Here is a 22,499-nt window from a genome sequence, read left to right on the forward strand (position 1 = left end):
CACCTTTTAATCGCGCTCAGAACAACTCGCTGAACGGAATGAAACGCAGCGGATCCCCCATCTGCAAGGTGCTGTTCTCGGGGATTTCCACCAATCCGTCGGCCCAGGTCGCGCCGAGCAGAACCCCGGAACTCTGGTTCGGATACAGCGCCGCCTGCCCGCCCTCCAGGCGCACCCGCAGGTATTCGCGACGGCTGCCGGGTTTCGGCCAGTCGAACCCGGCGTTGACCGTGAACCTCAACGGCATTACCTCTTCCACGCCTTGAATGCGCAGCAGGTACGGGCGCGCCAGCAGGCCGAACGTCACCAGCGCCGAGGTCGGATTGCCCGGCAGACCGATCACCGGCACTGTACCGAAATGGCCGACCGTCAGCGGTTTGCCGGGTTTGATCGCGAGTTTCCACAGCAGCGGTTTGCCGTTGTCGCGCAGTACCTGGCCGAGGCAATCGGCGTCACCGGCAGACACGCCGCCGGTGGTCAGAATCAGATCGGCCGCCACTTGCAGTTGCTCGAGTTTGAGCCGGGTCTGTGCCGGGCGATCGGGAAGAATCCCGGCGTCGATCACCTCGCAACCCAGTTCGCGCAACCAGTGGTCGAGCAAGGTGCGGTTGCTGTTGTAGATGCTGCCGGGACGCAGCGGCTGCCCCGGTTCCACCAGCTCATCACCGGTCGACAGCAACGCCACCCGCGGACGACGCACCACCGGCAAATGGGTCATACCCTGCCCCGCAGCCACCGCCAGTTCGAACGGGCCGAGGCGTTTGCCGGCGCGCAGCAAGGTGTCGCCGACGCGGTTCTCCTGCCCTTGGGCGCGGATGTTCTGGCCGGCTTTCAGCGGTTGCAGAAACCGTACGCGACCGTCCTCCAGCACCTCGACGTTTTCCTGCATCTCCACGCAATTGGCGCCGTGGGGCAACGGCGCACCAGTGAAAATCCGGGCGCAGGTGCCGGGCAGCAAGGCGTCCGGCGCCAGCCCGGCGTAGACCCGCTGCGACACCCTCAACGGCTGGCGATGCAGGTCCGAAAGATTGAGTGCGTAGCCGTCCATGGCACTGTTTGGCCATGGAGGCAGGTCGAGGGTGGCGACCAGATCGCTGGCCAGCACACGACCGCGCGCCTCATTGAGCGGCACCCGTTCGCTGTCCGGCAGACGTTGTTCGTTGGCCATCGTCAACAGTTGGTCGAGCGCTTCCTCGACCGGCATCAGTCCGAGCGTACTCATCCCCGTGGCCCGCAGGCTTGCACCGGTTTGAGGTGCGGGACGAAGTTGCACGGGCGGTGACGGTTATCCAGTTGCTCGGCAAGGATGCCTTCCCACGCCGTGCGGCACGCGCCGGTGGAACCCGGCAGGCAGCACACCAGCGTGCCGTTGGACAGGCCCGCCAGCGCGCGGCTTTGTACGGTGGAGGTGCCGATGTCGAGAATCGAGATGGCACGGAACAGCTCGCCAAAGCCGTCGATCTGCTTGTCCAGCAGGCAAGCCACCGCTTCCGGGGTGCTGTCACGCCCGGTGAAGCCGGTGCCGCCGGTGATCAGCACCACTTGAATGCCGTCGTCGGCGATCCACTGCGCGACCTGGGCACGGATCCTGTACAGGTCGTCCTTGAGCAGGTTGCGTTCACTCAAGGTGTGGCCCGCCTCCAGCAAGCGGCTGACCAGCAACTGGCCGGAGGTATCGCTGGCGTAATCGCGGGTATCGCTGACCGTCAACACGGCAATATTCAAGGGAACAAACAAGGCATCCGCTTTAACACTCATAGCACTCTCCGGCATTCGCCAATTCAATTGGACCAGAGCCTAAGTGCCACTTATCAAGACTGTCTAATCACTCTAACCAACCGCACTATCGACCCGCTCTATCGGTCGTTTTTCCAAGAACTTCGACTCCCGTCCGCGCCAATGGAACCGGCCGTCATCGAAACCCTCGATAGCCTCTTAAACGCTTCCGATTGGACGTAAAACGCGATCAGTGGGATCGTCACCCCCTGCGCTTTCCGTGCGCCGTACGCATCTGCGTCAATACTCAATCAAAATTCTCAATCGAGCAGGTGCCATCGTGGACATCAAACAACTCAAGTTCCTGATCGCGCTGGACGAAACCCGTCACTTTGGCCAGGCCGCCGCGCGCTGCCACATCACCCAGCCGACCCTGTCGATGCGCCTGCGCAATCTGGAAGACGAGCTGGATCTGGTGCTGGTCAATCGCGGCCAGCGCTTCGAAGGTTTCACCCAGGCCGGCGAGCGCGTACTGGCCTGGGCCCGCACGCTGCTGGCGGCCCACGACGGGTTGTTCGCCGAAGCGGCTGCCTGCCGGGGGCAACTGGTCGGCAGCCTGCGCCTGGGGCTGGTGCCGCTGAGCAACTTCAATCCGGTCAATTACATTCAGGGTTTGTCCGCGATCTATCCGGAGCTGAAATACAGCCTGTCGTCACTGAGTTCGGACGAGATCATCGAAGGTCTGGGCAACAATCAGCTCGACCTGGGCGTGTGTTATCTGGACCACGTCAACCCGAATTATTTCGATTTCTTCGAGATCGGCGAAACCCGCGTCGGCCTGCTCTACGACACCCGCCACTTCCATTTCGAAGGCCCGGAGATGAGCTGGGAAGACGCCGCCGAACTGCCGCTGGGGATGATCACCACCGGCATGCACTACCGCAAATCCATCGATTTGAGTTTCCGCAGTCGCGGCCTCAATCCGCAGCCGATCATGGAAAGCGATTCGACCTACCAGCTGCTGCAGGCGATTCACCAGGGCTTCTGCTGCTCGATCATGCCGCTGGACAGCGGTCTGGAAGAGCCGATCGAACACCTGGCTTTCATCAACCTGCCGGATGCCAGCGTGCTCGCGCCGCTGGGGCTGGTGATGCGCAAGACCGAACCGCGCTCGGCGATTGCCGAGAAGTGTTTTGCCGAGGCGCGCAAGATGTTCGGGATCGAGATGCCTGCCGTTTAACACCCCCTCAAGCAACCCTGAAAAGTTGCACTTCGGTGCAACGTCTTCAGGTTCACCCGCAGTGATCGACCAATCCAATCACTGCATCGGAACAAGCGATTGGACGCACTTTTCCCTGCCCCGTAGCCTGAACCCACTTCAGCGCTTCGGGGACTTTCAAGATGCTGTGCCAAGTTGAACAACTCATCGAGCCGGGCGACGCCAACGCCCCCGCGCCACAACCGGCGCAAGTGGCCTACCGCGAATACCTCGACGACGCGCCGGTGTCCCACGCAGCCCTCGCGGCGGAAATCGCCTTGGCCATCAGCTACAACGGCTTGAATCAGGCCGTGATGATGATCTCGCCAGGCAACATCGAAGACTTCATTCGCGGCTTCAGCCTGAGCAACGCCATTGTCGACAGCCTCGACGATATCCATGACATCCGCCTGACCCATTTCGACCAGGCCTGCCAGGCCGACGTGCAGATTTCCAGTCGTGCGTTCTGGGCTCTGAAAGATCATCGGCGGCAGATGGCGGGCACCAGCGGTTGCGGCCTCTGCGGCGTGGAAGCCCTTGAGCAGGCGTTGCCGCAACTGGAAATCCTGACCCCGACACCGCTGCCACCGGCCGCGCATTTCGACGGTATCCGCCAGCGCATCGAACAGGCCCAGCAACTGGCCCGCAGCAGCGGCGCCCTGCACGCGGCGTTGTACTTCGACGCAGACGGCGAAGCGCTGCTGTGCCGCGAAGACATCGGCCGCCACAACGCCCTCGACAAGCTGATTGGCGCCCTTCAGTTCGAAGGCCTCGATGCGCGTCAGGGCTTCGTCGTGGTCACCAGCCGTTGCAGCCTCGAACTGATCCACAAAGCCGTGCGCGCCCGCCTCGGCACCCTGGTCAGCCTGTCCGCCCCTACTGCGCTGACCGTGCGCTGGGCGCTCAAGCACCGCTTGAACCTGATCCACGTCCCGCACCGCAACGCCCCGCGAATCTACAGCCCGATCCAGGAGCCCAGCGCATGATCGACACCCTCACCCACCTCGACGATCAGGGTCGCGCCAACATGGTCGACGTCAGCGACAAAGCCGCGACCCGACGCGAAGCCACCGCGCAAGCCTGGGTGCAGATGCGCCCGGAAACCCTGCAAATGATCCAGTCCAACGGCCACCCCAAGGGCGATGTGTTCGCCGTGGCGCGGATCGCCGGGATTCAAGCGGCCAAGCGCACCCACGAGTTGATTCCGCTGTGTCATGCGCTGTTGCTCAGTTCGATCCACGTCGAGCTCAAGGCCTGCGAGCCGGACCGCGTGCAGATCACCAGCACCTGCCGCCTCACCGGCCAGACCGGCGTCGAACTCGAAGCCTTGACCGCCGCCAGCGTCGCCGCGCTAACCATCTACGACATGTGCAAAGCGGTGGACCGGGCAATGGTCATCGGCGACATCCGCGTGCTGAGCAAACAGGGCGGCCGCTCTGGCCACTTTCAATGGGAGAACCCGCAATGATTCTGATCAACTACTTTGCCAGCTACCGTGACCGGCTCAATCTGGGCGGTGAAAAGATTCCGGCCAGCGACACCCTCGCCAGCGTCGAAGACGTGCGGCAGATGCTGATGCAGCGCGGCGATGTCTGGCGTGAAGTGCTCGGCGCCGGCAACCTGATGTGCGCGGTGAATCAGGAGCTGTGCCAGCCGGATAAGGCGATCGAGGATTTCGACGAGATTGCGTTTTTTCCGCCGGTCACGGGGGGTTGAGGCATGAGTGTTCGAGTCCAGCGTAAAGGCTTCGATGCCGGTCAGTTGATTGCCGACCTGCATGCGCGCAATCCACGGGTAGGCGCGGTGGTGAATTTCATTGGCTACGTGCGGGATCTGAACGTCGGGCAGTCGGTGACCGAGCTGTTTCTGGAGCACTATCCGGGCATGACCGAGAAGGCTCTGGAACAGATCGCCGAACAGGCCCGCGAACGCTGGCCGCTGCTGGCGGTGGAGATCGTGCATCGGGTTGGCGCGCTGTCGGTGAGCGAGCCGATCGTGTTTGTTGGCGTCAGCAGCAAGCATCGACATGCGGCGTTCGAGGCCTGTGCGTTCATCATGGATGTGCTCAAGACCCGTGCGCCGTTCTGGAAGCGTGAGACCACGCCAGAGGGTTCGCATTGGGTCGAAGCGCGGAAGAGTGATCAGCATGCGGCGTTTCGCTGGAGTCTGGCGCATGCCTGACGATCGAAAGGCCCTCACCCTAGCCCTCTCCCAGAGGGAGAGGGAACCGATTGGGGGATGCTTGAAAAATACGCCGACCTGAACGTATAGCGTTGAATCCAAATAACAGCAGTGTGCTAAATCCATAATCGACTCGATTCTTCAGGTCGATGTATCACGCAAGACAATGCGGTCGGCCCCCTCTCCCTCCGGGAGAGGGCTGGGGTGAGGGCAAGGCGGACGCCACAAATTCACAAAAGCCTGATTAGATAGCATCTCCGACAAAACCAACCCTGGAGCCTCGTTTGAGCACAACGCCCCCTGAGGATTTGCCCCGGCCCGAGCCTGTCAGCCTGCGCAAGGCCTGGCCCTTCTGGCTGAAACTCGGCTGCATCGGCTTCGGCGGCCCCGCCGGGCAGATCGCGATCATGCATCAGGAACTGGTGGAGCGCCGGCGCTGGATTTCCGAGCGGCGCTTTCTGCACGCGCTCAATTACTGCATGTTGCTGCCCGGCCCCGAGGCCCAGCAACTGGCGACCTACATCGGCTGGCTGCTGCACCGCACCCGTGGCGGCGTGCTGGCCGGGGCGCTGTTTGTGCTGCCGTCGCTGTTGGTCCTGATTGCCCTGTCGTGGGTGTACATCGCGTTTGGCGACGTGCCGGCGGTGGCCGGGGTGTTTTACGGGATCAAACCGGCGGTGACCGCGATTGTGCTGCACGCAGCCCATCGCATCGGCTCCCGGGCCTTGAAAAATGGCTGGCTGTGGGCGATTGCCGGGGCGGCGTTCGTGGCGATCTTCGCCTTCAACGTGCCGTTTCCGCTGATCGTGCTCGGCGCGGCACTGATCGGTTATTTCGGCGGACGCTGGGCGCCTCATCGGTTCAACAATGGCGGCCATCGCGGCAGCGAAAAGTCCTTCGGCCCGGCACTGATCGATGACGACACACCGCCAGATGAACATGCACGGTTCAGCCTGCCGAGGCTGCTGCGTCTGGTGCTGGTTGGTGGGTTGTTGTGGTGTCTGCCAATGGCGTTGCTGACGGCTCTGTTCGGCTGGGGCGGCACCTTCACCCAGATGGGCTGGTTCTTCACCAAAGCAGCGTTGCTCACGTTCGGTGGCGCTTATGCCGTGCTGCCCTACGTGTACCAAGGCGCGGTCGGGCATTACGGCTGGCTGACGCCGACGCAGATGATCGATGGACTGGCTCTGGGCGAAACCACGCCGGGGCCGCTGATCATGGTCGTGGCATTCGTCGGATTCGTCGGGGCTTATGTGCAACCGACGTTCGGCCCGGAGCACGCGTTTGCCGCTGGTGCGCTGGCAGCGACACTGGTGACCTGGTTCACCTTTCTGCCCTCGTTTCTGTTCATCCTCGCCGGCGGGCCGCTGGTGGAGTCGACGCACAACGAACTGAAGTTCACCGCACCGCTAACGGCGATTACCGCAGCTGTGGTCGGGGTGATCCTGAATCTGGCGTGCTTCTTCGCCTGGCATGTGTTCTGGCCCAACGGTTTTGCCGGACAGCCTGACTTTTTTGCGCTGTTGCTCGCCCTCGCCGCCACCCTCGGGCTGTTTATCTTCAAGCGCGGGGTGATCGAGGTGTTGATCGTTTGCGCCCTCGTCGGGCTGGGGTTTCATCTGTTGCGCTGAACCGGTGGCTTGCCGCGGGCATCGGAATCAGGCGTTTACTTATCCCGGACTTCCCCCTTACTATCCCGCCACACCGGCATGGCGGGACGCTCCCGCCGCCGACGTTTTCCGCCAACGGAAACACGCGTCATGAGCACGTCACTCCAACAATCAGAATCGTTGAACGTCTCTGCACTGTGCGCCCTCCTTCACAGGGGCCGCGCATGAATCGCATCGTCAATCTCCCCATGGCCCTGAGCCGTTCCAAGCTGCGTCACTCCGCACGCCCGCCGGATATCTGCCTGCCCGTCTGATCGCGCCGATAAAAATCGCGACAGCTCCTTCTCTTTTTCGATATCCCTGCCAGGACGCCCGCGCCTTTTGCCGAGCTGCGTCCAGGCCGAATCTGCGCGCCTGTGCGGCGCCATCGTGAGTGATTGATTATGAAATTCGCAGCCATTGAAGACGCCCGTAGCTTTCTCGAGCAGAACCCCGACATCGACATGATCGAGCTGTTCATCCTCGATGCCAACGGCGTGCCCCGCGGCAAGCTGCTGCACCGCGAAGAACTGCTCGCCGTGTACGAAAGCGGTCGCCCGCTGCCGAGCACCATCCTCGGCCTGACCGTGCAGGGCGAAGACGTGGAAAACTCGGGGCTGGTGTGGGACGTCGGCGACATCGACTGCCGCGCCTACCCGCTGGAAGGCAGTCTGGTGCGCCTGCCGTGGCGGCAGATTCCGACCGCTGCGGTGCAGGTCAGCATGCACCCGGAACAAGGCATGCCGGCAAGCATTGCCGACCCGCGTCACTTGTTGATCAAGGTCATCGACCGTTTGAAAGCCGAGGGTTACCACCCGGTGATGGCCTGCGAGCTGGAGTTCTATCTGCTCGACGCCAAACGCGATCACAACGGCCGCCCGCAACCGGCGCTGGATGCCGACGGCGGCCGACCGAGGCACACGCAGGTCTACGGTTTGCGTGAGCTGGAACAGATCGAACCGTTCCTCGCCGACCTCTACAGCGCCTGCAAACTGCACGGCATTCCGGCGCGCACGGCGATCTCGGAATACGCGCCGGGCCAGGTGGAAATCACCCTCGAACACGGCGATGCGCTGGAGGCGATGGACCAAGCCGTGCGTTACAAACGGCTGGTCAAAGCCGTAGCACACAAGCACGGGATGCAGGCGACGTTCATGGCCAAGCCGTTCGATCACCTGGCCGGCACCGGCATGCACATGCACGTCAGCCTCGCCGATGCCGAGGGGCTTAACCTGTTTGCCTCCGAAGATCCGGCCGGCACCCCGCTGCTGCGCACGGCGATTGGCGGGATGCTCGCCTCCCTGCTCGATTCGCTGCTGCTGTTCTGCCCGAACGCCAACTCCTACCGCCGTTTCCAGGCCAACAGCTACGCACCGCTGGCACCGACCTGGGGCGTCGACAACCGCACCGTCAGCCTGCGCGTGCCCGGCGGCCCGGCCAACACCCGGCACATCGAACACCGCATCTGCGGCGCCGATGCCAACCCGTATCTGGCAGCGGCGGCGATCCTGGCGGGCATTCATCGCGGGATAAAAGAAGACATCAATCCGGGTGAACCGGTGGAAGGCAACGGTTACGCGCAGGCGAAAGAATTGCTGCCGACCGATTGGCTGACCTCGCTTACGGCGCTGGAGAATTCGGTGTGGGCGCGGGATGCGCTGGGGCAGGAATTCCTCGGGGTGTATCTGGCAGTGAAACGTGCGGAATACCGGCAGTTCATGGCCGAAGTGGGTGAGCAGGACTGGCGCTGGTACCTCACAGAGGCCTGATCTTTCACAACTTCCCCTGTGGGAGCGGGCTTGCCCGCGAAGGCGTCGTCACATCCAACAACTTCAGGTGACTGACACATCGCTTTCGCGAGCAAGCCCGCTCCCACAGGGTCCGTGCACCGACTCCCGAATCTGGACAGTGAAATGACTCAACGCAGCAATTCCTACTACACCGCAACCCTCAACCGCGACACCGACTATCCGCCCCTGCAAGGCCGGCACAAGGTCGATGTGGTGATCATCGGCGGCGGTTTCACCGGCGTCGCCACCGCCGTGGAACTGGCCGAAAAAGGCCTGAAAGTCGCCATCGTCGAAAGCCACAAGATCGGCTGGGGCGCCACCGGGCGCAATGGCGGGCAGGTCACCGGCAGCCTGTCCGGCGACGGCGCGATGCGCAAACAGATGCGCAACACCCTGGGCGATGAGGTCGATGATTTCATCTGGCACCTGCGCTGGCGCGGCCACGAAATCATCCAGCAACGGGTCGAGAAATACGCGATCGATTGCGACCTCAAGCACGGCCATTTGCACGCGGCGTACAAGCCGAGCCACATGGCCGGTTTGCGCAGCGACTATGACGAAGCCGTGCGTCGCGGCATGGGTGATGACGTCAGCCTGCTCGACCGCAGCCAGGTGCGCGACCTGCTGCAAAGCGACCTCTATCACGGCGCGATCAAGAACACCCGCAACATGCACCTGCACCCGCTCAACCTGTGTATCGGTGAAGCGCGAGCGGCGGAAAGCCTCGGCGCGCTGATCTTCGAAAACAGCGAAGTGCTGGAGATCATTCATGGTGACAGCCCCGGCGTGCGCACCGCCCACGGACAGGTCGACGCCAATCAGGTGCTGCTGGCCGGCGACGTCTACCACAAGCTCGAGCCGGGCCAGCTCAAGGGCAAGATTTTCCCGGCCATGGGCGGTATCGTCACCACCGAACCGCTGGGGGATCTGGCCAAGCAGATCAACCCTGAAGACCTTGCCGTTTACGACTGCCGCTTCGTCCTCGACTACTACCGGCTCACGGCTGACGGCCGCCTGCTGTTCGGTGGCGGCGCCAACTATAGCGGCAAGGATTCACGGGACATCGCCGGCGAACTGCGGCCGTGCATCGAACAGACCTTCCCGGCGCTCAAAGGGGTGAAGATCGATTACCAGTGGAGCTGCGCGATGGGCATCGTCATCAACCGCATCCCGCAACTGGGCAAGCTCTCGGACAACGTCTGGTATTGCCAGGGCTACTCCGGCCACGGCATCGCCACGACCCACATCATGGGCGAAATCATGAGCCGGGCGATCACCGGGCAGATGCAGCAGTTCGACACGTTTGCCGCGTGCTCGCACATTCGCGTGCCAATGGGCGATCTGCTGGGGAATCCGATGCTGGCGGCCGGCATGTGGTACTACCAGATGCTCGAAAAACTGCGCTGATTGATTCCTCGACCGCGTGCCAGTTTATGCATTGGATCGACTGGCCTCTTCGCGGGCAAGCCCGCTCCCACAAAGTTTGGGGCATACCTGAGTTTTGAGTACGCCTCGGACACTGTGGGAGCGAGCTTGCTCGCGATGGGGCCTTTAAATTCACCACAAAACTCAATCCTGCAGTTGCTCAACCTCAATCCCCAACCGCCGATAGTCCTCAATATTCCCCGACGCCACATGCCGTTCGGTGATGAGCGTGTGCAAGCGCTCGCACGGCGCCACCACAAACGGTTCCACCGCCCCGAGCTTGTCCGCCGTGGTGACGGCAATTACCCGCGTCGCACAATCGAGCAATGCCTGTTTGACCGGCACTTCATCGAAGTGCAACGAGGTGATGCCCACCTCCGGATGAATCGCGCAGACCCCGGTGATCGCCAGATCCGCCTTGATCCCCGACAGCAGCCGCAGCGCCTCATGACCGCCAGCCGACATGGTTTTCGGATTCAATTGCCCACCCGCCAGAATCACCTTGATGCCCGGATATTCGGACAACGCAATCGCCGTCATCGGCGACGCCGTCACCGCCGTGAGGCTGATGTCCCTGGGCAAGGAGCGCGCCACCTGCAACGAGGTGGAACCGGAGTCGAACATCACCGTCTGCCCGTTCCGCACCTGCTGCGCCGCCAACTGCGCCAGGCGAATCTTCACCTCGTCGATCTCGTCCAGCCGGGTGAAGTAGTCCTTGCCGGTGTCCTTGGGCCTCGGCAGCGCGCCGCCGTGCACCCGCTGCACCAGCCCGGCGTTGTCCAGCTCGGCGAGATCGCGGCGGATGGTGTCTTCGGACACCGCAAAATGCTGGCTCAACTCGGAAGCCATGACCTTGCCGTCACGTTCGAGGATCAGAAGGATCTTCTGCCGACGCAGGGAAGGAAGCTCGGAAGCGGAATGATCGTGCATGGTTTTGCCTGTTTGTGCTTTTAATTGCAGGTTTGTGCGAGCTTAGCCAGGCAAACCGGCAAACACAACGCTGGTATCAATGGCTTCGATCATTGGAATCACGAAGACGAATTTTTTCTTTTGATCCGAGCCCGGCAGAATGGCCCCACTTTCAAAAGGACCAGGATGAAACCCCATGAACCTCAATTTCGCTTTTGCCTGCATGGTCGTCGTGTCGTTTGCCATTGCGCTTGGGCACGCCTGATCAGACCGACGCCGCCAGATGCTCGCGAAACCATATGTGCGCCGGGTCGCGATGCGAACGCTCGGCCCAGAGCATGGCCATTTCGTAGCCCGGCACTTCCAGCGGTGGCTCGACCACTTGCAGCGCGGCATTGCCGCGCGCCAGCCGTGACGGCAGCATTGCCACCAGATCGGTGCTGGCCAGCACCGACATCAGCAACAGAAAGTGCGGCACCGACAGCACCACGTTTCGCGTAAGCCCCACCTCCGCCAGCGCCTTGTCCGTCACCCCGAAAAAACCTCCGCCTTCCGGCGACACCAGCACATGCTCCAGCTCGCAGAACTGCGCGCGGGTCGGCTTGCGTTGCAGTTTCGGGTGCCCGGCGCGACCGGCCAGTACATAACGTTCGGTGAACAGCGCACGCCGGTGCAGTTCCAGCGGCGCATCCTCGCTGGTGTGCAGCGCCAGGTCGATCACGCCCTGCTCCGCCTGCTTGACCAGTTGCCGGGGCGACAGGTCCAGCACCGCCAGTCGCGTGCCCGGCGCCTGGGTGCGCAGCCCGCCGAGGGCCGGCAGCAGAATGGTCGATTCGCCATAGTCCGAGGCCGCGACTTTCCAGGTGTGGGTCGCCTGCGCCGGGTCGAACGGACTGGCCGGCGCCACCGCCCGCTCCAACGCTTCCAGCGCCTCGCGCAACGGTTCGCGCAATTCATCGGCCCGCGCCGTCGGGCGCATGCCACGGGGTCCCGGCAGCAACAGTGGATCGCCAAAAATCTCCCGTAACCGGGCCAGATGCACGCTCACCGAAGGCTGCGACAGGTGCAGCCTCTGCGCGGCGCGGGTGACGTTGTGCTCGGACAACAGCACATCAAGGGTCAGCAGCAGGTTGACATCCAGCCGTCTCAAATTATTCATGGCTATACCAGACATATCAGACATTCATTTCCAATATACCTGCCGGGCGCCGATCCTGCTGTCACTCAGCAACGGAGCCTCACCATGAATGTGCTACTGGTCTACGCCCACCCCGAACCGCAATCGCTCAACGGCGCGCTCAAGGACTTCACCGTCCAGCGCCTGGAAGCCGCCGGCCATACCGTGCAGGTTTCCGATCTCTACGCCATGAACTGGAAAGCCAGCCTCGACGCCGATGACAGCCCGGGTCGCGACAGCACTCGCCCGTTCGACGCGTCCCTCGATTCGAAACTCGCCTTCGAACAAGGACGGCAAGCCACCGACATCACCGCCGAGCAGGCCAAACTGCTGTGGGCCGACACCCTGATCCTGCAGTTTCCGCTGTGGTGGTTTTCCATGCCGGCGATTCTCAAGGGCTGGGTCGAGCGCGTGTACGCCTACGGATTTGCTTACGGTGTCGGCGAGCATTCGGATTCTCGTTGGGGCGACCGCTACGGCGAAGGCACCTTGAAAGGCAAACGGGCGATGCTGATGGTGACCGCCGGTGGTTGGGAATCGCACTACAGCCCGCGCGGAATCAACGGCCCGATCGATGATCTGCTGTTCCCGATTCATCACGGGATTCTGTATTACCCGGGCTTCGAGGTGCTGCCGCCGTTCGTGGTCTATCGCACCGGAAAAATGGATGAGGCGCGGTTTACCCAAACGTGCAAGGAGCTGGGTGCGCGGCTGGATGAGTTGTGGAGTACGCGGCCGATCGGATTTCGGCGGCAGAATGCCGGCGATTACGAGATTCCGGCGTTGACCTTGAAGGATGATATTGCGCCGGGCAGCGAAGGCTTCGCCGCCCACCTCAAATAACCTCCCACCTCAAAAAAACAGGGGCTTGGCCCCTGTTTTTTTTACTCCACCACCACCCGCGCCTTGCGCACGAACAGCGCATGCACCTTGTCCCAGAAATTGCCGCCCAGCACGAAAAAGCTGCCGACGAACATCAAGTCGCCCAGCGCCTGCATCTGCCAGAGGTTGGGCCGCACACCCGGGAAGAAATTGTCGAAATACGGTTCCAGGAAGGACGACAGCAGCGGCAGGCAGAACATCACCACGCCGATCTTGTGGCGCATCGGGCTGACTTCGGCCACCGGGGTCGGAATCACGCCGGAAATATAGTGGCCGATCGTGCGCTTGAGTTCGGCGAACCCGGCCTTGCCCATCACCGCGATCACCAGCAGCAACAGCACTTTATTGCTGATGAACAACACCCCGGTCAGCGCCGCGACTTTCGAGCCCGGCACGTCGAGGGCGGCGGCAATCGGCACCATCAGCCACGAACCGAGCATCAGGCAGATGATTGCCACGCCGACCTTGAAACGCCAGTTGGCGCTGGTGGGGGCAAGCGGTTCTTGAGCAGTGTCCATGGCTTCCAACCTTTTTGTCCGGAGCAGGGTTCGGTGGCGTTCGCCTGAAAAAGCGTAGCAGCTGATTGCTTCGATCAACCGGCAATCTGCGGTCTATGCTCCAGTGACATTTCCCGCTGGGGCCTCCCGGTATGCCTGCAACGCCAGCCCTGCTGATCCGTCCCGGCCACCTGCTGCTGCTCGGTGCCCTGAGCCTTGGCGGCTGCCTGCGGCTGGGCCCGGATTTCCAGCCGCCGGCCGAGGCCTGGAGCAAGCAGTGGCAAAGCCCGGCGCTGGAACAGGCCAGCGAACGCGGCACGTTGCCGGATCTGCGCCAGTGGTGGCAGGTGTTTGCCGATCCGGTACTCGACCGTTTGATCAGCGACGCCGAAGCCCGCAACAGCAGCCTGAAAATCGCCGGCCTGCGGGTGCTCGAAGCCCGGGCACAACTGGGTATCGCCGACAGCGGTCGCTATCCGCAACTGCAACAGGCCAGCGCCGACAGCCTGTACATCGACCGCCACCAGTCCGGCGGCAACAACCCGCAGGACTTGCACTTCTGGCAGCACAGCGCCGCGTTCGATGTCGGCTGGGAGCTGGATTTCTGGGGTCGCTTCAGCCGCGCCATCGAGTCCGCCGACGCCAGCTACTTCGCCGCCCAGGCCAACTATGAAGACGCCCTCGTGCTGCTGCGCGCACAAGTGGCCGACACCTACTTTGCCCTGCGCACCACCGAAGCCCGGCTGCGAGTCGCCCGGGAAAACGCCGCCCAGCAAAAGCGTAACTTCGAGATCACCGAAAAACTCTTTCGCAGCGGCCAGACCGCCGAACTCGACCTGCAACAGGCCAGAACTCAATACCTGGGCACCCTGAGCAGCATTCCGGCGTTCGAAGATCAATTGCTGCGTACCCGCAATGCGCTGGCGGTGCTGGTCGGCCAGCCGCCCGGTGGCGCGGCGTTTCTGGCGGAGCAACCGGGGCTGATTCCGCTGGTGGATCGCGCCGTGTTGCAGGACGTTCCGGCGAACCTGCTGCTGCGCCGCCCCGATGTGCGCGCAGCGGAACTGAACGTTGCCGCGCAATCGGCGCTGGTTGGCGTGGCCGAGACCGATCTGTATCCGTCGCTGACCTTGCTCGGCAGCATCGTCTGGTCCAGCGACACCCTCGGCGCCACGCCGCGCAGTCTCGACCTGATCGGCGGCCCGAGCCTGCGCTGGAACCTGTTCGACTACGGCCGCATCCACAACAACATCCGCGTGCAGGATGCGCGCTTGCAGCAACTGATCGAAGCCTATCGCGACAAAGTCCGCCAGGCCGCCCGCGAGGCCGACGATGCCGCCAGCGGCCTGACCAAAGCGCTGGAACGCGAACGCATTCTCGGCGAGGCCGAAGGTGCGGCGCGGCGTTCGTTGGTGCTGGCCAACACCCAATATCGTGAAGGCTATTCGGACTTTCAGCGGGTGCTCGATGCCCAGCGGGCGTTGCTGGAGCTACAGGACAACTATCTGGTCAGCCGCAGCAACGCCGTGAGCAACCTGATCGCCCTGTACCGCGCCGTCGGTGGCGGCTGGCAAAGCGCCGGGCCGCAGATTGATTCAGCGACCCGGCAGCAAATGCAGCAACGCACCGACTGGGGCGATCTGCTGAGCGCACCGCCGCCCCAACCGACCTATCCGATTCCCTCGCAGGTAGACCGCCATGAGTGATGAAGCGCCGCCGGATCCGGCGAAAAAAGGCATCCGCTGGGTGCTGCTGGTGATTGTGCTGAGTCTGGTCTGGTATCTGCTGGCCGACCGTTTTACGCCCTACACGCAGCAGGCGCGGGTCGGCGCATTTGTGATCCCGGTGGCGGCGGAAGTCGCGGGCCGGGTGATCAAGGTCAACGTGCGCAACAATCAGGACGTGCAGGCTGGCGACATCCTCTTCGAGCTTGATCCACAACCGCTGCAAATCGCCGTCGACCGGGCCCGCGCCGATCTGGAAAACACCCGGCGCACGGTCGGCGCCAGCACCGCCGGCATCGCGTCGGCCCAGGCATCGTTGCGAGCGGCGCAGGCCAATGAACTTAAAACGCGCCAGGACAATCGACGGCTGGAGGGTTTGTACAAGGAGGATCCGGGTACGGTTTCGGTTCGGCTTTTGGAAGTGTCACGGGCCAACCACGAAGCGGCGGTCAGCCAGGTTGCCGCCGCCCGGGCCGAAGTGCTGCGCGCCCAGGAGCAGGAAGGCGGCAACACCGACACCAACGCCAAACTGCTCAGCGCCGCCGCCACGCTGGCCAAGGCTGAACTGGATCTGGCCAACACCCGCATCGGCGCGCGCTCGGCGGGACTGATCACCGACCTGCGCACCGACGTCGGCCAGTTCGCCGCTGCCGGCAGTCCGGTGATGACGCTGATCACGATCCAAGACGTGTGGGTCAGCGCCGACCTCACCGAGAACAACCTCGGCCGGATCAAGCCCGGCACGCCAGTATCGATCATCCTCGACGCCCTGCCCGGCGAAGTGCTCGACGGCCGGGTGCGCAGCGTCGGTTATGGCGTCAGCGTCGGCCAGACGCCGCCGCCCGGCACCCTGCCGACGATCCAGAACAGCCGCGACTGGCTGCGCCCGGCGCAGCGCTTTCCGGTGATCATCGAGTTCAGCGAAGAGGCGAAAAAGCGTCTGTTCGAAAGCCGTTCGATTCGCGCTGGCGGCCAGGCGGAAGTCATGGCATTTCCCAGCGAGGGCAATCTGCTCAATCCACTCGGGCGGATGTTTGTCTGGTCGATGAGCTGGCTATCGTATGCCTACTGAGCGCAGCGTTCCGGCGCAACGGGCCCTGCGTCTGGCTTGCGGCACGGCGTTGTGCACCGCTGCGAGTTACGGCCTCGCCTTGCCGCTGTCGTTTTTGTCGCCGGTGCTCGCGGTGTTGCTGCTGGCGAGCATGCCCCGGCCATTGCCCGCCAAAACCGCGCTGGTGCTGACGTTCGTTGCCGCGCTCACCACCAGTCTCGGCCTGTTGCTGGTGCCGTTGCTGCGTTATTACCCGGTGTGCGGCGTGCTGCTGATCGGTGTCGGTCTGTTTCGAGTATTCACCTACGGTTTGCGCGGCGGCAACGTGCTGATCATGACATTCCTGGTGATCGGCATGACCATGATCTCCGCCGCCGGCTTCGCCTCATTCGAGCTGGCCATGGCGGTGATCGGCGCGCTGGTCAAAGGCCTGTTGCTGGCCGTCGTCATCGTTGGGCTGAGCCACGTCCTGTTCCCGGAACCGGCCAACAGCCCCGCGCCACCACCTGCTCCCGCCCTGCCCGCCGAAGACGTGCCTCGCGTAGCGATGCGCGCAACATTGATCGTGCTGCCGACCTTCTTGCTGGTGCTGATCGACCCGGCCAGCTACCTGCCGATCATCCTCAAAGCCGTCAGCCTCGGCCAGCAGAGCACCACCACTCGCACCCACCACGCCGGGCGCGAACTGCTCGGCTCGACCTTGCTCGGCGGGCTGCTGGCGGTGCTGTTCTGGTGCGCGTTGAGCCTGTTCGTGCACCTGTGGATGTTCTTTCTGTGGATGCTGCTGTTCGGGCTGTTTCTGGCGCGCAAACTCTATCGGTTGCACCCGACGCAACTGACCCCGGGGTTCTGGCTCAACACCCTGATCACCATGATCATCCTGCTTGGCCAATCCGTTGAAGACAGCGCGGCGGGCAAGGACGTCTACACCGCGTTTGCGGTGCGCATGGGGTTGTTCATTCTGGTGACGCTTTACAGTGGTGTGATGATGCATTTGCTTGTCGCGCACCGGGACACCCGTCAGGGCGTGACCTGATAACCCCGCCCTTGCAAACAACCGGTGTAGGCGCTTGAACTGGCCGAAGCATCGGTCCGCCGCTGCTCGCGCCGATCCTGCCGCTGCCGCGCACCGCCGACTACCGCACCGGCGGCAGCCGTCTCTTTGGCGCGGTTCTGGCGGTAATCCTGCTTGCGATCATCGTCCACGGCTTCGTAAAACTCGTCGTGCTGACGGCCACGCACTTCAGCGGCTGTGGCGCCGGCCGCCGCACCTACTGCAGCGCCTTTCAACCGACCGCCAGCCTGGGGTGTCGACGTGGTTGAGGTGGACGCGATGGAGTGGCAGTCGTTGATGTCGATCTGGGTTTGCTGGGAAGTCTGGCCCTTGAGCGGGACGACAGATTCAGCGCTGGCCTGTGTGGCGCACAGGCACGCTGCGATGAAGAGTAAGAAGCGGAACATGATGACCTCCGACGCGGCGGGGTAATCTGGGAGTGTAGTTCACGGGGTTCACAACTCCGGGCGAACGCATCAATGGTTCACACCCCGCTTGTTGGGTACCATCCCGACACGCCAATCTCTTTGTGTCCCCCATCCCGATGAATCTACTCAGCCGAATCATGGCTTTCGCGAAACCCGCAAGACGAAAGCTTTTTGCCGGTTACAGCGAGCAAGCGCTCAAGACCCGATTCGCCTCACCGTTACCAAGCGCCAGCCTGCCGAAACTATCGACGGTGGCATCTGTAGCAGCGTCCGGGATCAATGCTTATTACGTCTCCCTTCTGATGGTCGCCGATGACCTTTGCAAGTTTGAGCGACTGGTGGAATCACATTTCCAAAAGATCGACGAGCGCAGATTCAAAGACCTGACCGCTTTTGAGTACGAAGATGTCACGAAGCAGGAGCTGTTGATTTACTTCCCCTCCACCACCGAGTTCAACGCGCTGACCATTCGTATCTTGACCAACAGCGTCGAGTTTCTGAGTAGCCTTGGAAATCAGACCTTTTGCGTGCCTCCGCCCTGGATTGCCTTCGACGATTACCCCGCCTCGTGGTGGGGCGGCAATATGCAGGGCAAGCAGGGTTTCTATAACGACAACTACTTTCTTCCGTATTTCATCCAACTCGGGGACGCAGAGAAACAAGCGTACGTTGCAAGATTCCAAGCCTCTACCGAGTGGATCGAGCAGTTGACGCTGATGTATGCCGACGAATGTTGAACCCAGAAGGAAAGCCATTCACATCTCCGGTCAGACGTCTTCCCGCACCCGCCGAACCTGCACCAGCAACGCCGGCGCAAAGTGCAGCACCACCATCCGCGCCAGATGGTGAGTCAGGATAAACACCACATTCAACCCGCCGGCGAACGCCACAATCGCGATGGTTTCAATCGCCCCCGGCATGTACGCCAGCCAAAGCGACAACGCATCGCTGCCCAGCAACCGTGCCGCCGCCAATGCAAAAACCGCCGCGACCAGAATCATCAAACCGACCGACACCAGCGCCGTGCGGCCATAACGTCCCAGTTCCGCGAGGCCCAATCCCTGAAAACGGGAGCCGATCCGCACACCGAGAATCAGCGCCGCCAGATTCAAACTCCAGTCCGGCATGTGAAAGCCCTGCAGCCACCCTGATTTCACAAACACGGCGGTGACGATGATTGCCGTCAACATGAACGGCGCCGGCACGCCAACGGCGAGCAGCAAACGCCCGACCACCACGCTCAAACCGATCACCGACAGCACGGTCAACGCCATGCCCGTGGACAGGGGATCAACTTCGGTCACGGCAACCGGCGCCGTTCCGGGAATCAGCAAACTCACCAACACCGTGATCAGCAGCAGCCGCATCAAGTGCACGATGATGACCTTGCTCGACGCCTGATGCGATTCCAGCAAATCGAACACCGCCGCCAGCGCGCCCGGATACACCGCCAGCAAGGCATCCGTGCGATTCCACCCTGCCCCGCGCGCCAGCCACCATGCGGCCAGCGCCACTTGCACTGCCAGGCACAGCAGCAACACGCCGAGGCTCGGCAACATCGTCGAGACGGTCGCGCTGTCCCACGCTTCGAACATCAGCCCGGTAGCGATACCCAGCGTGACCTGGATGTAGCCCAGACCATAAGGCGTCGCCGGTGCGATGCCAAATTTAGTCACGACAAGTGCGGTGACAAGAATCGAGCCCAGCAGTAAACCGTGGGGCACGCCTTCGAACTGCAACAGTGCGCCGAACCCGGCAGCAATCAACAAACACAGAATGGATTTCATGGTCGCCTTCCTGGCTATTCAAGGTGCTTTTCAGTTAAGTCAGGCGCGCAGCCGTCCAATCGCCCGCCGGTATTTTTCGATCCGCTCGAGATCCTCCCAACTCGGCAAGGCAATCCGCGACAGGTCGCTGTTTTCCTCCAGATCCGCCAGTTTCACCACCCGCCCGATCGGGTTCTGCGCCGCCCGCTCGACGAAGTCCTCATAGGATTCGCCGGGCACTTTGGTCACCGATTCGATGGCGGACAAAACGGCTTCGCTGAAACCTTCCTTGCGCAAATCCTCCAGGCTGATGCCGCAGTCCTCGACCACATCATGCAGCACCGCGACGATGCGTTCTTCCAGGCTGCTCATGCGCAACATGACCTTCAGCGGATGCAAAATGTACGGCGCACCACCCTTGTCCACCTGCCCCGCGTGGGCTGTGGCGGCAATCGCGATGGCGCGTTCTAGAGTCTGAGTCATGGGTATTTCCTCGGGTCAGACGCCGTACCGGCCGCCAATATAGAAGTGGCGCTTGAACCAGCGCCCAATCGCCTGCAAACGCCCGGTTGGCTGTGCCGGCTCGGCATAGCGCTGGAGGATCAGCGAGACCAGATCAGCCTGACTCTCCCCCGAATGCGCGTCCATCAATTCGGCCACCCAGGCACAACCGGACTTCTTCAAATGCTCCCGCCATTCGCCGGGCCAGCCATCCAGCTCATCCAACGCCAACCACCGTGCACCGCCCTGCTCGACATGTCCGCCGCCAATCGATTGCTCGAAGCAGAACGGCGTCGCCGGTCGGGACAGGTCGATACTGAAGATGTAAATGTCTTGGGTTTTGTGCTGCGCGGTGGGGGCGTTGTTGCGGCTGCCGATTTGAATCATGCGCGGTTCCGTCCGTGGGAGAGGCGTTACAACTTGTTTCGCAGTCTACGACGTGGGGTGGATGGGGGGAACCTTTGGCGATGAGCCGGTGCGTGGCAAGTGAAAAGTTTGACTGGGTAGTCCGGGAATTGCGTTTCAGTCGCCCGTAAAAAAGGGACACCGTTGAGTGTCCCTTTTTGCGTTTGGAATGAGGCCGATGGATCAGCGTTTCATAGCTTCGCACTGATTGCGCAGGTCCGAATCATGGATGCTCGAACAAGTGCTGCCCTTCTTCGCCTCACAAAATGCACGCTGATCGCTGTCATGGATGCTGGAACAGGTACTGCCTTTCTCAGCCTCACACGTTGCGCGTAAATCCGAATCATGAATGCTCGAACACGTGCTGCCCTTTTTCGCCTCACAGTAAGCGCGCTGGTCGCTGTCGTGAATGCTCGAACAAGTACTGCCCTTCTCCGCTTCGCAGGACGCACGCAAATCGCTATCCCGAATCGAGGAGCAGGTACTACCTTCCTGCGTGGCCTGGCAATAGTTGCGTTGATCGCTGTCACTGATGCTGGAACAACTGGCAAACGTGTAACCGCTGAACATCAACAACATCGCAAGAATCAGTTTCATCTCACACTTCCTTGAGCTTGCCGGGAAACAGCCTGGCCTGGGTGATTCGAGTCACACACAAATCATCGCTTCATGGCTTCGCACTGGTTGCGCAGATCCATGTTGTTGATGCTTCCGCAGCTCCCGCCCTTCCTGGCCTCGCACAGTGCGCGTTGGTCCATGTCATTGATAGTTCCGCAAGTGCCGCCGTGCGTCTCCGCATCGCATGCCGCGCGCATATCCATGTTGTTGATCGTCCCGCAACTGCCACCCCGGGCTCTGGCTTCGCAATAAGCGCGCAAGTCCATATCGTTAATGGTGCCGCAGCTGCCGCCGCTCCTCTGCGATTCGCAGGACGCACGCAGATCCATATTGCTGATCCGCCCACAAGTACCGCCGTTCGTACCCTCGCAATACGCCCGCTGATCAGGATCACTGATGCTGCCGCAACCGGCGAACGCGTAACCGCTGAACATCAACAACATCGCAAGAAACAGTTTCATCTCACACTTCCTTGGCTTGCCAGGAAACAGCCTGGTACTGGTTGATCCGTTCAAATGAGCGTCGCGACACGCCATCAAATTGACATCGTTTTTGAAGAAAGTTCCGGGGTGGGGATGGGTGCCGGATTTTTGGATCTGAAAACCGCGTAGGAAATGACTGCTCGTGGTGAGGGAGCTTGTTCTTACGGGGCTGCGAAGCGGTTCTAAACCCGGCGAGTCATTTTCCCCTGACACCCCGCAGCCCTTGATTTACGCCGGTTGCGCCGCTGACCGAGAGCAAACTCGCTGGCCACACGTGGTGATTTCACGTCTTACAGGCTGTTTGCGACGATGGGAAACGGTGCCTAGAGTGGGTCTGTCGCCGAACGAATTTGGCGATAGGGTTTCGCAGCCCTGATGATACGTGTAGTAACCTGACGCCCCAAAATGGTGGCGGCCGCAATCGCGTCCGACAACCGCGCAATGGTGGCTGTGTGTGGGAGATCTTCGGGTCTGCCGGGTTCCTCGTATCCTCGGTCTGCGAACCCGCACACGGCTACCACCCTTCGACTCGCAGCGAATGGCAGTAGCTCTTCTCACGGATACGAGGAAGCTTTACTTATGCCAACGGATAAACCGCTCCGCAACGCCAACATGTCCCACCCCGCCACCGAGCAACCCGTCCTGTTCATTGATGCCGACGCTCCTCTGCGCGACCTACATGCTTGCGCCAGCGAACGCTTGAATGCAGTGCTCAAATACCTCGACCTCATGGCCTGCGCCCACCTCCCCGACCACGCCGAACAAGACATCAACACAGTCACCACCATCGCCAGAATCTTGGTTCAGGATGTGAGCGATGTGTTTCGGGTGATAGAAAAGCGGGAGTTTTGAGTTCTTTAGTTAGGACTCCCTACGTTTTAGCTACAAAAATCACGCCTCTTTTGCGAGTTTGCTCAAAGCGAATTCCCCATACCGCTCAGAAACCACCTTCCCTTTTTCAGAACCGGCTGTGGAATTCGAGATGT

The 22,499-nt window shown here is 61.9% G+C and carries 26 protein-coding genes; 14 read left to right on the forward strand and 12 right to left on the reverse strand.

Features of this window, described 5'->3' with window-relative positions; genetic code table 11:
* Positions 1–16: 16 nt before the first annotated feature.
* Together glp and moaB are read right to left on the reverse strand one after the other, a co-directional pair.
* Entirely contained in the window at positions 17–1,222 is a 1,206-nt protein-coding gene (gene glp, locus J5M72_RS14705) for a gephyrin-like molybdotransferase Glp (RefSeq protein WP_169429873.1), read from the reverse strand.
* Complete coding sequence (gene moaB / locus J5M72_RS14710; RefSeq protein ID WP_169429872.1) at positions 1,219–1,758, reverse strand: molybdenum cofactor biosynthesis protein B; 540 nt, start codon at positions 1,756–1,758, stop codon at positions 1,219–1,221. Before moaB ends, glp begins: the two co-directional genes overlap by 4 nt.
* A 298-nt stretch (positions 1,759–2,056) precedes the next feature.
* Here moaB and J5M72_RS14715 point away from each other — a divergent pair, with 298 nt between their 5' ends.
* The 8 genes from J5M72_RS14715 to J5M72_RS14750 all read left to right on the forward strand — a co-directional run bounded on the left by J5M72_RS14715 (position 2,057) and on the right by J5M72_RS14750 (position 10,001).
* Positions 2,057–2,956, forward strand: a complete 900-nt coding sequence (locus tag J5M72_RS14715; RefSeq protein WP_169429871.1) for a LysR family transcriptional regulator — start codon at positions 2,057–2,059, stop codon at positions 2,954–2,956.
* A gap of 161 nt (positions 2,957–3,117) precedes the next feature.
* A complete protein-coding gene (gene fdhD, locus J5M72_RS14720; protein ID WP_207866070.1) occupies positions 3,118–3,960 on the forward strand; it encodes a formate dehydrogenase accessory sulfurtransferase FdhD in 843 nt (280 codons plus the stop codon).
* Positions 3,957–4,442: a cyclic pyranopterin monophosphate synthase MoaC gene (moaC, locus tag J5M72_RS14725; RefSeq protein WP_169429869.1), complete on the forward strand. Its 486-nt coding sequence runs from the start codon at positions 3,957–3,959 to the stop codon at positions 4,440–4,442. Before fdhD ends, moaC begins: the two co-directional genes overlap by 4 nt.
* Positions 4,439–4,690, forward strand: coding sequence for a MoaD/ThiS family protein (locus J5M72_RS14730; RefSeq protein WP_207866072.1), 252 nt, complete (start codon positions 4,439–4,441; stop codon positions 4,688–4,690). Before moaC ends, J5M72_RS14730 begins: the two co-directional genes overlap by 4 nt.
* Before the next feature lie 3 nt (positions 4,691–4,693).
* Positions 4,694–5,155: a molybdopterin synthase catalytic subunit MoaE gene (moaE, locus tag J5M72_RS14735; protein WP_207866074.1), complete on the forward strand. Its 462-nt coding sequence runs from the start codon at positions 4,694–4,696 to the stop codon at positions 5,153–5,155.
* Between the two features lie 284 nt (positions 5,156–5,439).
* Positions 5,440–6,786 carry a chromate efflux transporter gene (gene chrA / locus J5M72_RS14740; RefSeq protein ID WP_207866076.1) on the forward strand — a complete coding sequence of 449 codons (1,347 nt, stop codon included), beginning with the start codon at positions 5,440–5,442 and terminating at the stop codon, positions 6,784–6,786.
* Between the two features lie 422 nt (positions 6,787–7,208).
* On the forward strand, positions 7,209–8,573 hold the full coding sequence (locus tag J5M72_RS14745) for a glutamine synthetase family protein (protein ID WP_207866078.1): 1,365 nt from the start codon (positions 7,209–7,211) through the stop codon (positions 8,571–8,573).
* A gap of 144 nt (positions 8,574–8,717) precedes the next feature.
* Entirely contained in the window at positions 8,718–10,001 is a 1,284-nt protein-coding gene (locus J5M72_RS14750; protein WP_207866080.1) for an FAD-binding oxidoreductase, read from the forward strand.
* Between the two features lie 162 nt (positions 10,002–10,163).
* Here J5M72_RS14750 and J5M72_RS14755 read toward each other — a convergent pair whose 3' ends face one another.
* Genes J5M72_RS14755 through J5M72_RS14765 form a run of 3 tightly spaced genes read right to left on the reverse strand, consistent with a single transcriptional unit; the run spans position 10,164 to position 12,087 of the window.
* Complete coding sequence (locus tag J5M72_RS14755) at positions 10,164–10,949, reverse strand: DeoR/GlpR family DNA-binding transcription regulator (RefSeq protein ID WP_169429863.1); 786 nt, start codon at positions 10,947–10,949, stop codon at positions 10,164–10,166.
* Between the two features lie 42 nt (positions 10,950–10,991).
* Positions 10,992–11,174: a hypothetical protein gene (locus tag J5M72_RS14760; RefSeq protein WP_207866082.1), complete on the reverse strand. Its 183-nt coding sequence runs from the start codon at positions 11,172–11,174 to the stop codon at positions 10,992–10,994.
* A 19-nt stretch (positions 11,175–11,193) separates the two neighbouring features.
* Positions 11,194–12,087 (reverse strand): LysR family transcriptional regulator, encoded by an 894-nt coding sequence (locus tag J5M72_RS14765; RefSeq protein ID WP_207866084.1) that lies wholly within the window; start codon positions 12,085–12,087, stop codon positions 11,194–11,196.
* Between the two features lie 84 nt (positions 12,088–12,171).
* On the opposite strand from J5M72_RS14765, the gene J5M72_RS14770 reads away from it, so the two are divergent.
* Entirely contained in the window at positions 12,172–12,948 is a 777-nt protein-coding gene (locus J5M72_RS14770; protein ID WP_169429860.1) for an NAD(P)H-dependent oxidoreductase, read from the forward strand.
* A 41-nt stretch (positions 12,949–12,989) separates the two neighbouring features.
* Here J5M72_RS14770 and J5M72_RS14775 read toward each other — a convergent pair whose 3' ends face one another.
* Positions 12,990–13,505 (reverse strand): transporter suffix domain-containing protein, encoded by a 516-nt coding sequence (locus J5M72_RS14775; RefSeq protein ID WP_207866086.1) that lies wholly within the window; start codon positions 13,503–13,505, stop codon positions 12,990–12,992.
* A gap of 131 nt (positions 13,506–13,636) precedes the next feature.
* Between J5M72_RS14775 and J5M72_RS14780 the strand changes: the two genes are divergently transcribed.
* Genes J5M72_RS14780 through J5M72_RS14790 form a run of 3 tightly spaced genes read left to right on the forward strand, consistent with a single transcriptional unit; the run spans position 13,637 to position 17,295 of the window.
* The gene (locus tag J5M72_RS14780) at positions 13,637–15,190 is read left to right on the forward strand and encodes a TolC family protein (protein WP_207866088.1); all 1,554 of its coding nucleotides are present in this window, start codon (positions 13,637–13,639) and stop codon (positions 15,188–15,190) included.
* Positions 15,183–16,280 carry an HlyD family secretion protein gene (locus J5M72_RS14785; RefSeq protein WP_169429857.1) on the forward strand — a complete coding sequence of 366 codons (1,098 nt, stop codon included), beginning with the start codon at positions 15,183–15,185 and terminating at the stop codon, positions 16,278–16,280. The genes J5M72_RS14780 and J5M72_RS14785 overlap by 8 nt, the downstream gene beginning before the upstream one ends.
* A complete protein-coding gene (locus J5M72_RS14790; RefSeq protein ID WP_207866090.1) occupies positions 16,270–17,295 on the forward strand; it encodes a DUF2955 domain-containing protein in 1,026 nt (341 codons plus the stop codon). The genes J5M72_RS14785 and J5M72_RS14790 overlap by 11 nt, the downstream gene beginning before the upstream one ends.
* On the opposite strand, the gene J5M72_RS14795 is transcribed toward J5M72_RS14790, so the two are convergent.
* Positions 17,280–17,720 carry a YMGG-like glycine zipper-containing protein gene (locus J5M72_RS14795; RefSeq protein ID WP_207866092.1) on the reverse strand — a complete coding sequence of 147 codons (441 nt, stop codon included), beginning with the start codon at positions 17,718–17,720 and terminating at the stop codon, positions 17,280–17,282. The genes J5M72_RS14790 and J5M72_RS14795 overlap by 16 nt on opposite strands.
* A 158-nt stretch (positions 17,721–17,878) precedes the next feature.
* Here J5M72_RS14795 and J5M72_RS14800 point away from each other — a divergent pair, with 158 nt between their 5' ends.
* Positions 17,879–18,478, forward strand: a complete 600-nt coding sequence (locus tag J5M72_RS14800) for a hypothetical protein (RefSeq protein ID WP_243433334.1) — start codon at positions 17,879–17,881, stop codon at positions 18,476–18,478.
* Between the two features lie 30 nt (positions 18,479–18,508).
* Here the strand turns inward: J5M72_RS14800 and J5M72_RS14805 are convergent, their stop codons facing one another.
* The 5 genes from J5M72_RS14805 to J5M72_RS14825 form a co-directional block, all read right to left on the reverse strand.
* Positions 18,509–19,528 carry an AbrB family transcriptional regulator gene (locus tag J5M72_RS14805; RefSeq protein WP_207866094.1) on the reverse strand — a complete coding sequence of 340 codons (1,020 nt, stop codon included), beginning with the start codon at positions 19,526–19,528 and terminating at the stop codon, positions 18,509–18,511.
* Positions 19,529–19,567: 39 nt separating this feature from the next.
* Positions 19,568–19,990 (reverse strand): HD domain-containing protein, encoded by a 423-nt coding sequence (locus J5M72_RS14810; protein WP_169429854.1) that lies wholly within the window; start codon positions 19,988–19,990, stop codon positions 19,568–19,570.
* 15 nt (positions 19,991–20,005) lie between these two features.
* Positions 20,006–20,395: a hypothetical protein gene (locus J5M72_RS14815; RefSeq protein ID WP_207866096.1), complete on the reverse strand. Its 390-nt coding sequence runs from the start codon at positions 20,393–20,395 to the stop codon at positions 20,006–20,008.
* Between the two features lie 201 nt (positions 20,396–20,596).
* A complete protein-coding gene (locus tag J5M72_RS14820; protein WP_207866097.1) occupies positions 20,597–21,010 on the reverse strand; it encodes a hypothetical protein in 414 nt (137 codons plus the stop codon).
* 62 nt (positions 21,011–21,072) lie between these two features.
* Positions 21,073–21,492 (reverse strand): hypothetical protein, encoded by a 420-nt coding sequence (locus tag J5M72_RS14825; RefSeq protein WP_207866099.1) that lies wholly within the window; start codon positions 21,490–21,492, stop codon positions 21,073–21,075.
* A gap of 600 nt (positions 21,493–22,092) precedes the next feature.
* Between J5M72_RS14825 and J5M72_RS28950 the strand changes: the two genes are divergently transcribed.
* Entirely contained in the window at positions 22,093–22,365 is a 273-nt protein-coding gene (locus tag J5M72_RS28950) for a fructose-bisphosphate aldolase (RefSeq protein ID WP_243433335.1), read from the forward strand.
* The last annotated feature ends 134 nt before the right edge of the window (positions 22,366–22,499 follow it).

The sequence above is a fragment of the Pseudomonas sp. 58(2021) genome (assembly GCF_017491585.1).
Lineage (GTDB): Bacteria > Pseudomonadota > Gammaproteobacteria > Pseudomonadales > Pseudomonadaceae > Aquipseudomonas > Aquipseudomonas fluorescens_BT.

What these genes read in the sequence shown, in the direction of transcription:
- glp (WP_169429873.1), bottom strand. Translation starts at nt 1,222, where the DNA reads ATGAGTACGCTCGGACTGATGCCGGTCGAGGAAGCGCTCGACCAACTG.
- moaB (WP_169429872.1), bottom strand. Translation starts at nt 1,758, where the DNA reads ATGAGTGTTAAAGCGGATGCCTTGTTTGTTCCCTTGAATATTGCCGTG.
- fdhD (WP_207866070.1), top strand. Translation starts at nt 3,118, where the DNA reads ATGCTGTGCCAAGTTGAACAACTCATCGAGCCGGGCGACGCCAACGCC.
- moaC (WP_169429869.1), top strand. Translation starts at nt 3,957, where the DNA reads ATGATCGACACCCTCACCCACCTCGACGATCAGGGTCGCGCCAACATG.
- J5M72_RS14730 (WP_207866072.1), top strand. Translation starts at nt 4,439, where the DNA reads ATGATTCTGATCAACTACTTTGCCAGCTACCGTGACCGGCTCAATCTG.
- moaE (WP_207866074.1), top strand. Translation starts at nt 4,694, where the DNA reads ATGAGTGTTCGAGTCCAGCGTAAAGGCTTCGATGCCGGTCAGTTGATT.
- J5M72_RS14745 (WP_207866078.1), top strand. Translation starts at nt 7,209, where the DNA reads ATGAAATTCGCAGCCATTGAAGACGCCCGTAGCTTTCTCGAGCAGAAC.
- J5M72_RS14750 (WP_207866080.1), top strand. Translation starts at nt 8,718, where the DNA reads ATGACTCAACGCAGCAATTCCTACTACACCGCAACCCTCAACCGCGAC.
- J5M72_RS14755 (WP_169429863.1), bottom strand. Translation starts at nt 10,949, where the DNA reads ATGCACGATCATTCCGCTTCCGAGCTTCCTTCCCTGCGTCGGCAGAAG.
- J5M72_RS14760 (WP_207866082.1), bottom strand. Translation starts at nt 11,174, where the DNA reads ATGGCAAACGACACGACGACCATGCAGGCAAAAGCGAAATTGAGGTTC.
- J5M72_RS14765 (WP_207866084.1), bottom strand. Translation starts at nt 12,087, where the DNA reads ATGAATAATTTGAGACGGCTGGATGTCAACCTGCTGCTGACCCTTGAT.
- J5M72_RS14770 (WP_169429860.1), top strand. Translation starts at nt 12,172, where the DNA reads ATGAATGTGCTACTGGTCTACGCCCACCCCGAACCGCAATCGCTCAAC.
- J5M72_RS14775 (WP_207866086.1), bottom strand. Translation starts at nt 13,505, where the DNA reads ATGGACACTGCTCAAGAACCGCTTGCCCCCACCAGCGCCAACTGGCGT.
- J5M72_RS14780 (WP_207866088.1), top strand. Translation starts at nt 13,637, where the DNA reads ATGCCTGCAACGCCAGCCCTGCTGATCCGTCCCGGCCACCTGCTGCTG.
- J5M72_RS14785 (WP_169429857.1), top strand. Translation starts at nt 15,183, where the DNA reads ATGAGTGATGAAGCGCCGCCGGATCCGGCGAAAAAAGGCATCCGCTGG.
- J5M72_RS14790 (WP_207866090.1), top strand. Translation starts at nt 16,270, where the DNA reads ATGCCTACTGAGCGCAGCGTTCCGGCGCAACGGGCCCTGCGTCTGGCT.
- J5M72_RS14795 (WP_207866092.1), bottom strand. Translation starts at nt 17,720, where the DNA reads ATGTTCCGCTTCTTACTCTTCATCGCAGCGTGCCTGTGCGCCACACAG.
- J5M72_RS14800 (WP_243433334.1), top strand. Translation starts at nt 17,879, where the DNA reads ATGGCTTTCGCGAAACCCGCAAGACGAAAGCTTTTTGCCGGTTACAGC.
- J5M72_RS14805 (WP_207866094.1), bottom strand. Translation starts at nt 19,528, where the DNA reads ATGAAATCCATTCTGTGTTTGTTGATTGCTGCCGGGTTCGGCGCACTG.
- J5M72_RS14810 (WP_169429854.1), bottom strand. Translation starts at nt 19,990, where the DNA reads ATGACTCAGACTCTAGAACGCGCCATCGCGATTGCCGCCACAGCCCAC.
- J5M72_RS14815 (WP_207866096.1), bottom strand. Translation starts at nt 20,395, where the DNA reads ATGATTCAAATCGGCAGCCGCAACAACGCCCCCACCGCGCAGCACAAA.
- J5M72_RS14820 (WP_207866097.1), bottom strand. Translation starts at nt 21,010, where the DNA reads ATGAAACTGATTCTTGCGATGTTGTTGATGTTCAGCGGTTACACGTTT.
- J5M72_RS14825 (WP_207866099.1), bottom strand. Translation starts at nt 21,492, where the DNA reads ATGAAACTGTTTCTTGCGATGTTGTTGATGTTCAGCGGTTACGCGTTC.
- J5M72_RS28950 (WP_243433335.1), top strand. Translation starts at nt 22,093, where the DNA reads ATGCCAACGGATAAACCGCTCCGCAACGCCAACATGTCCCACCCCGCC.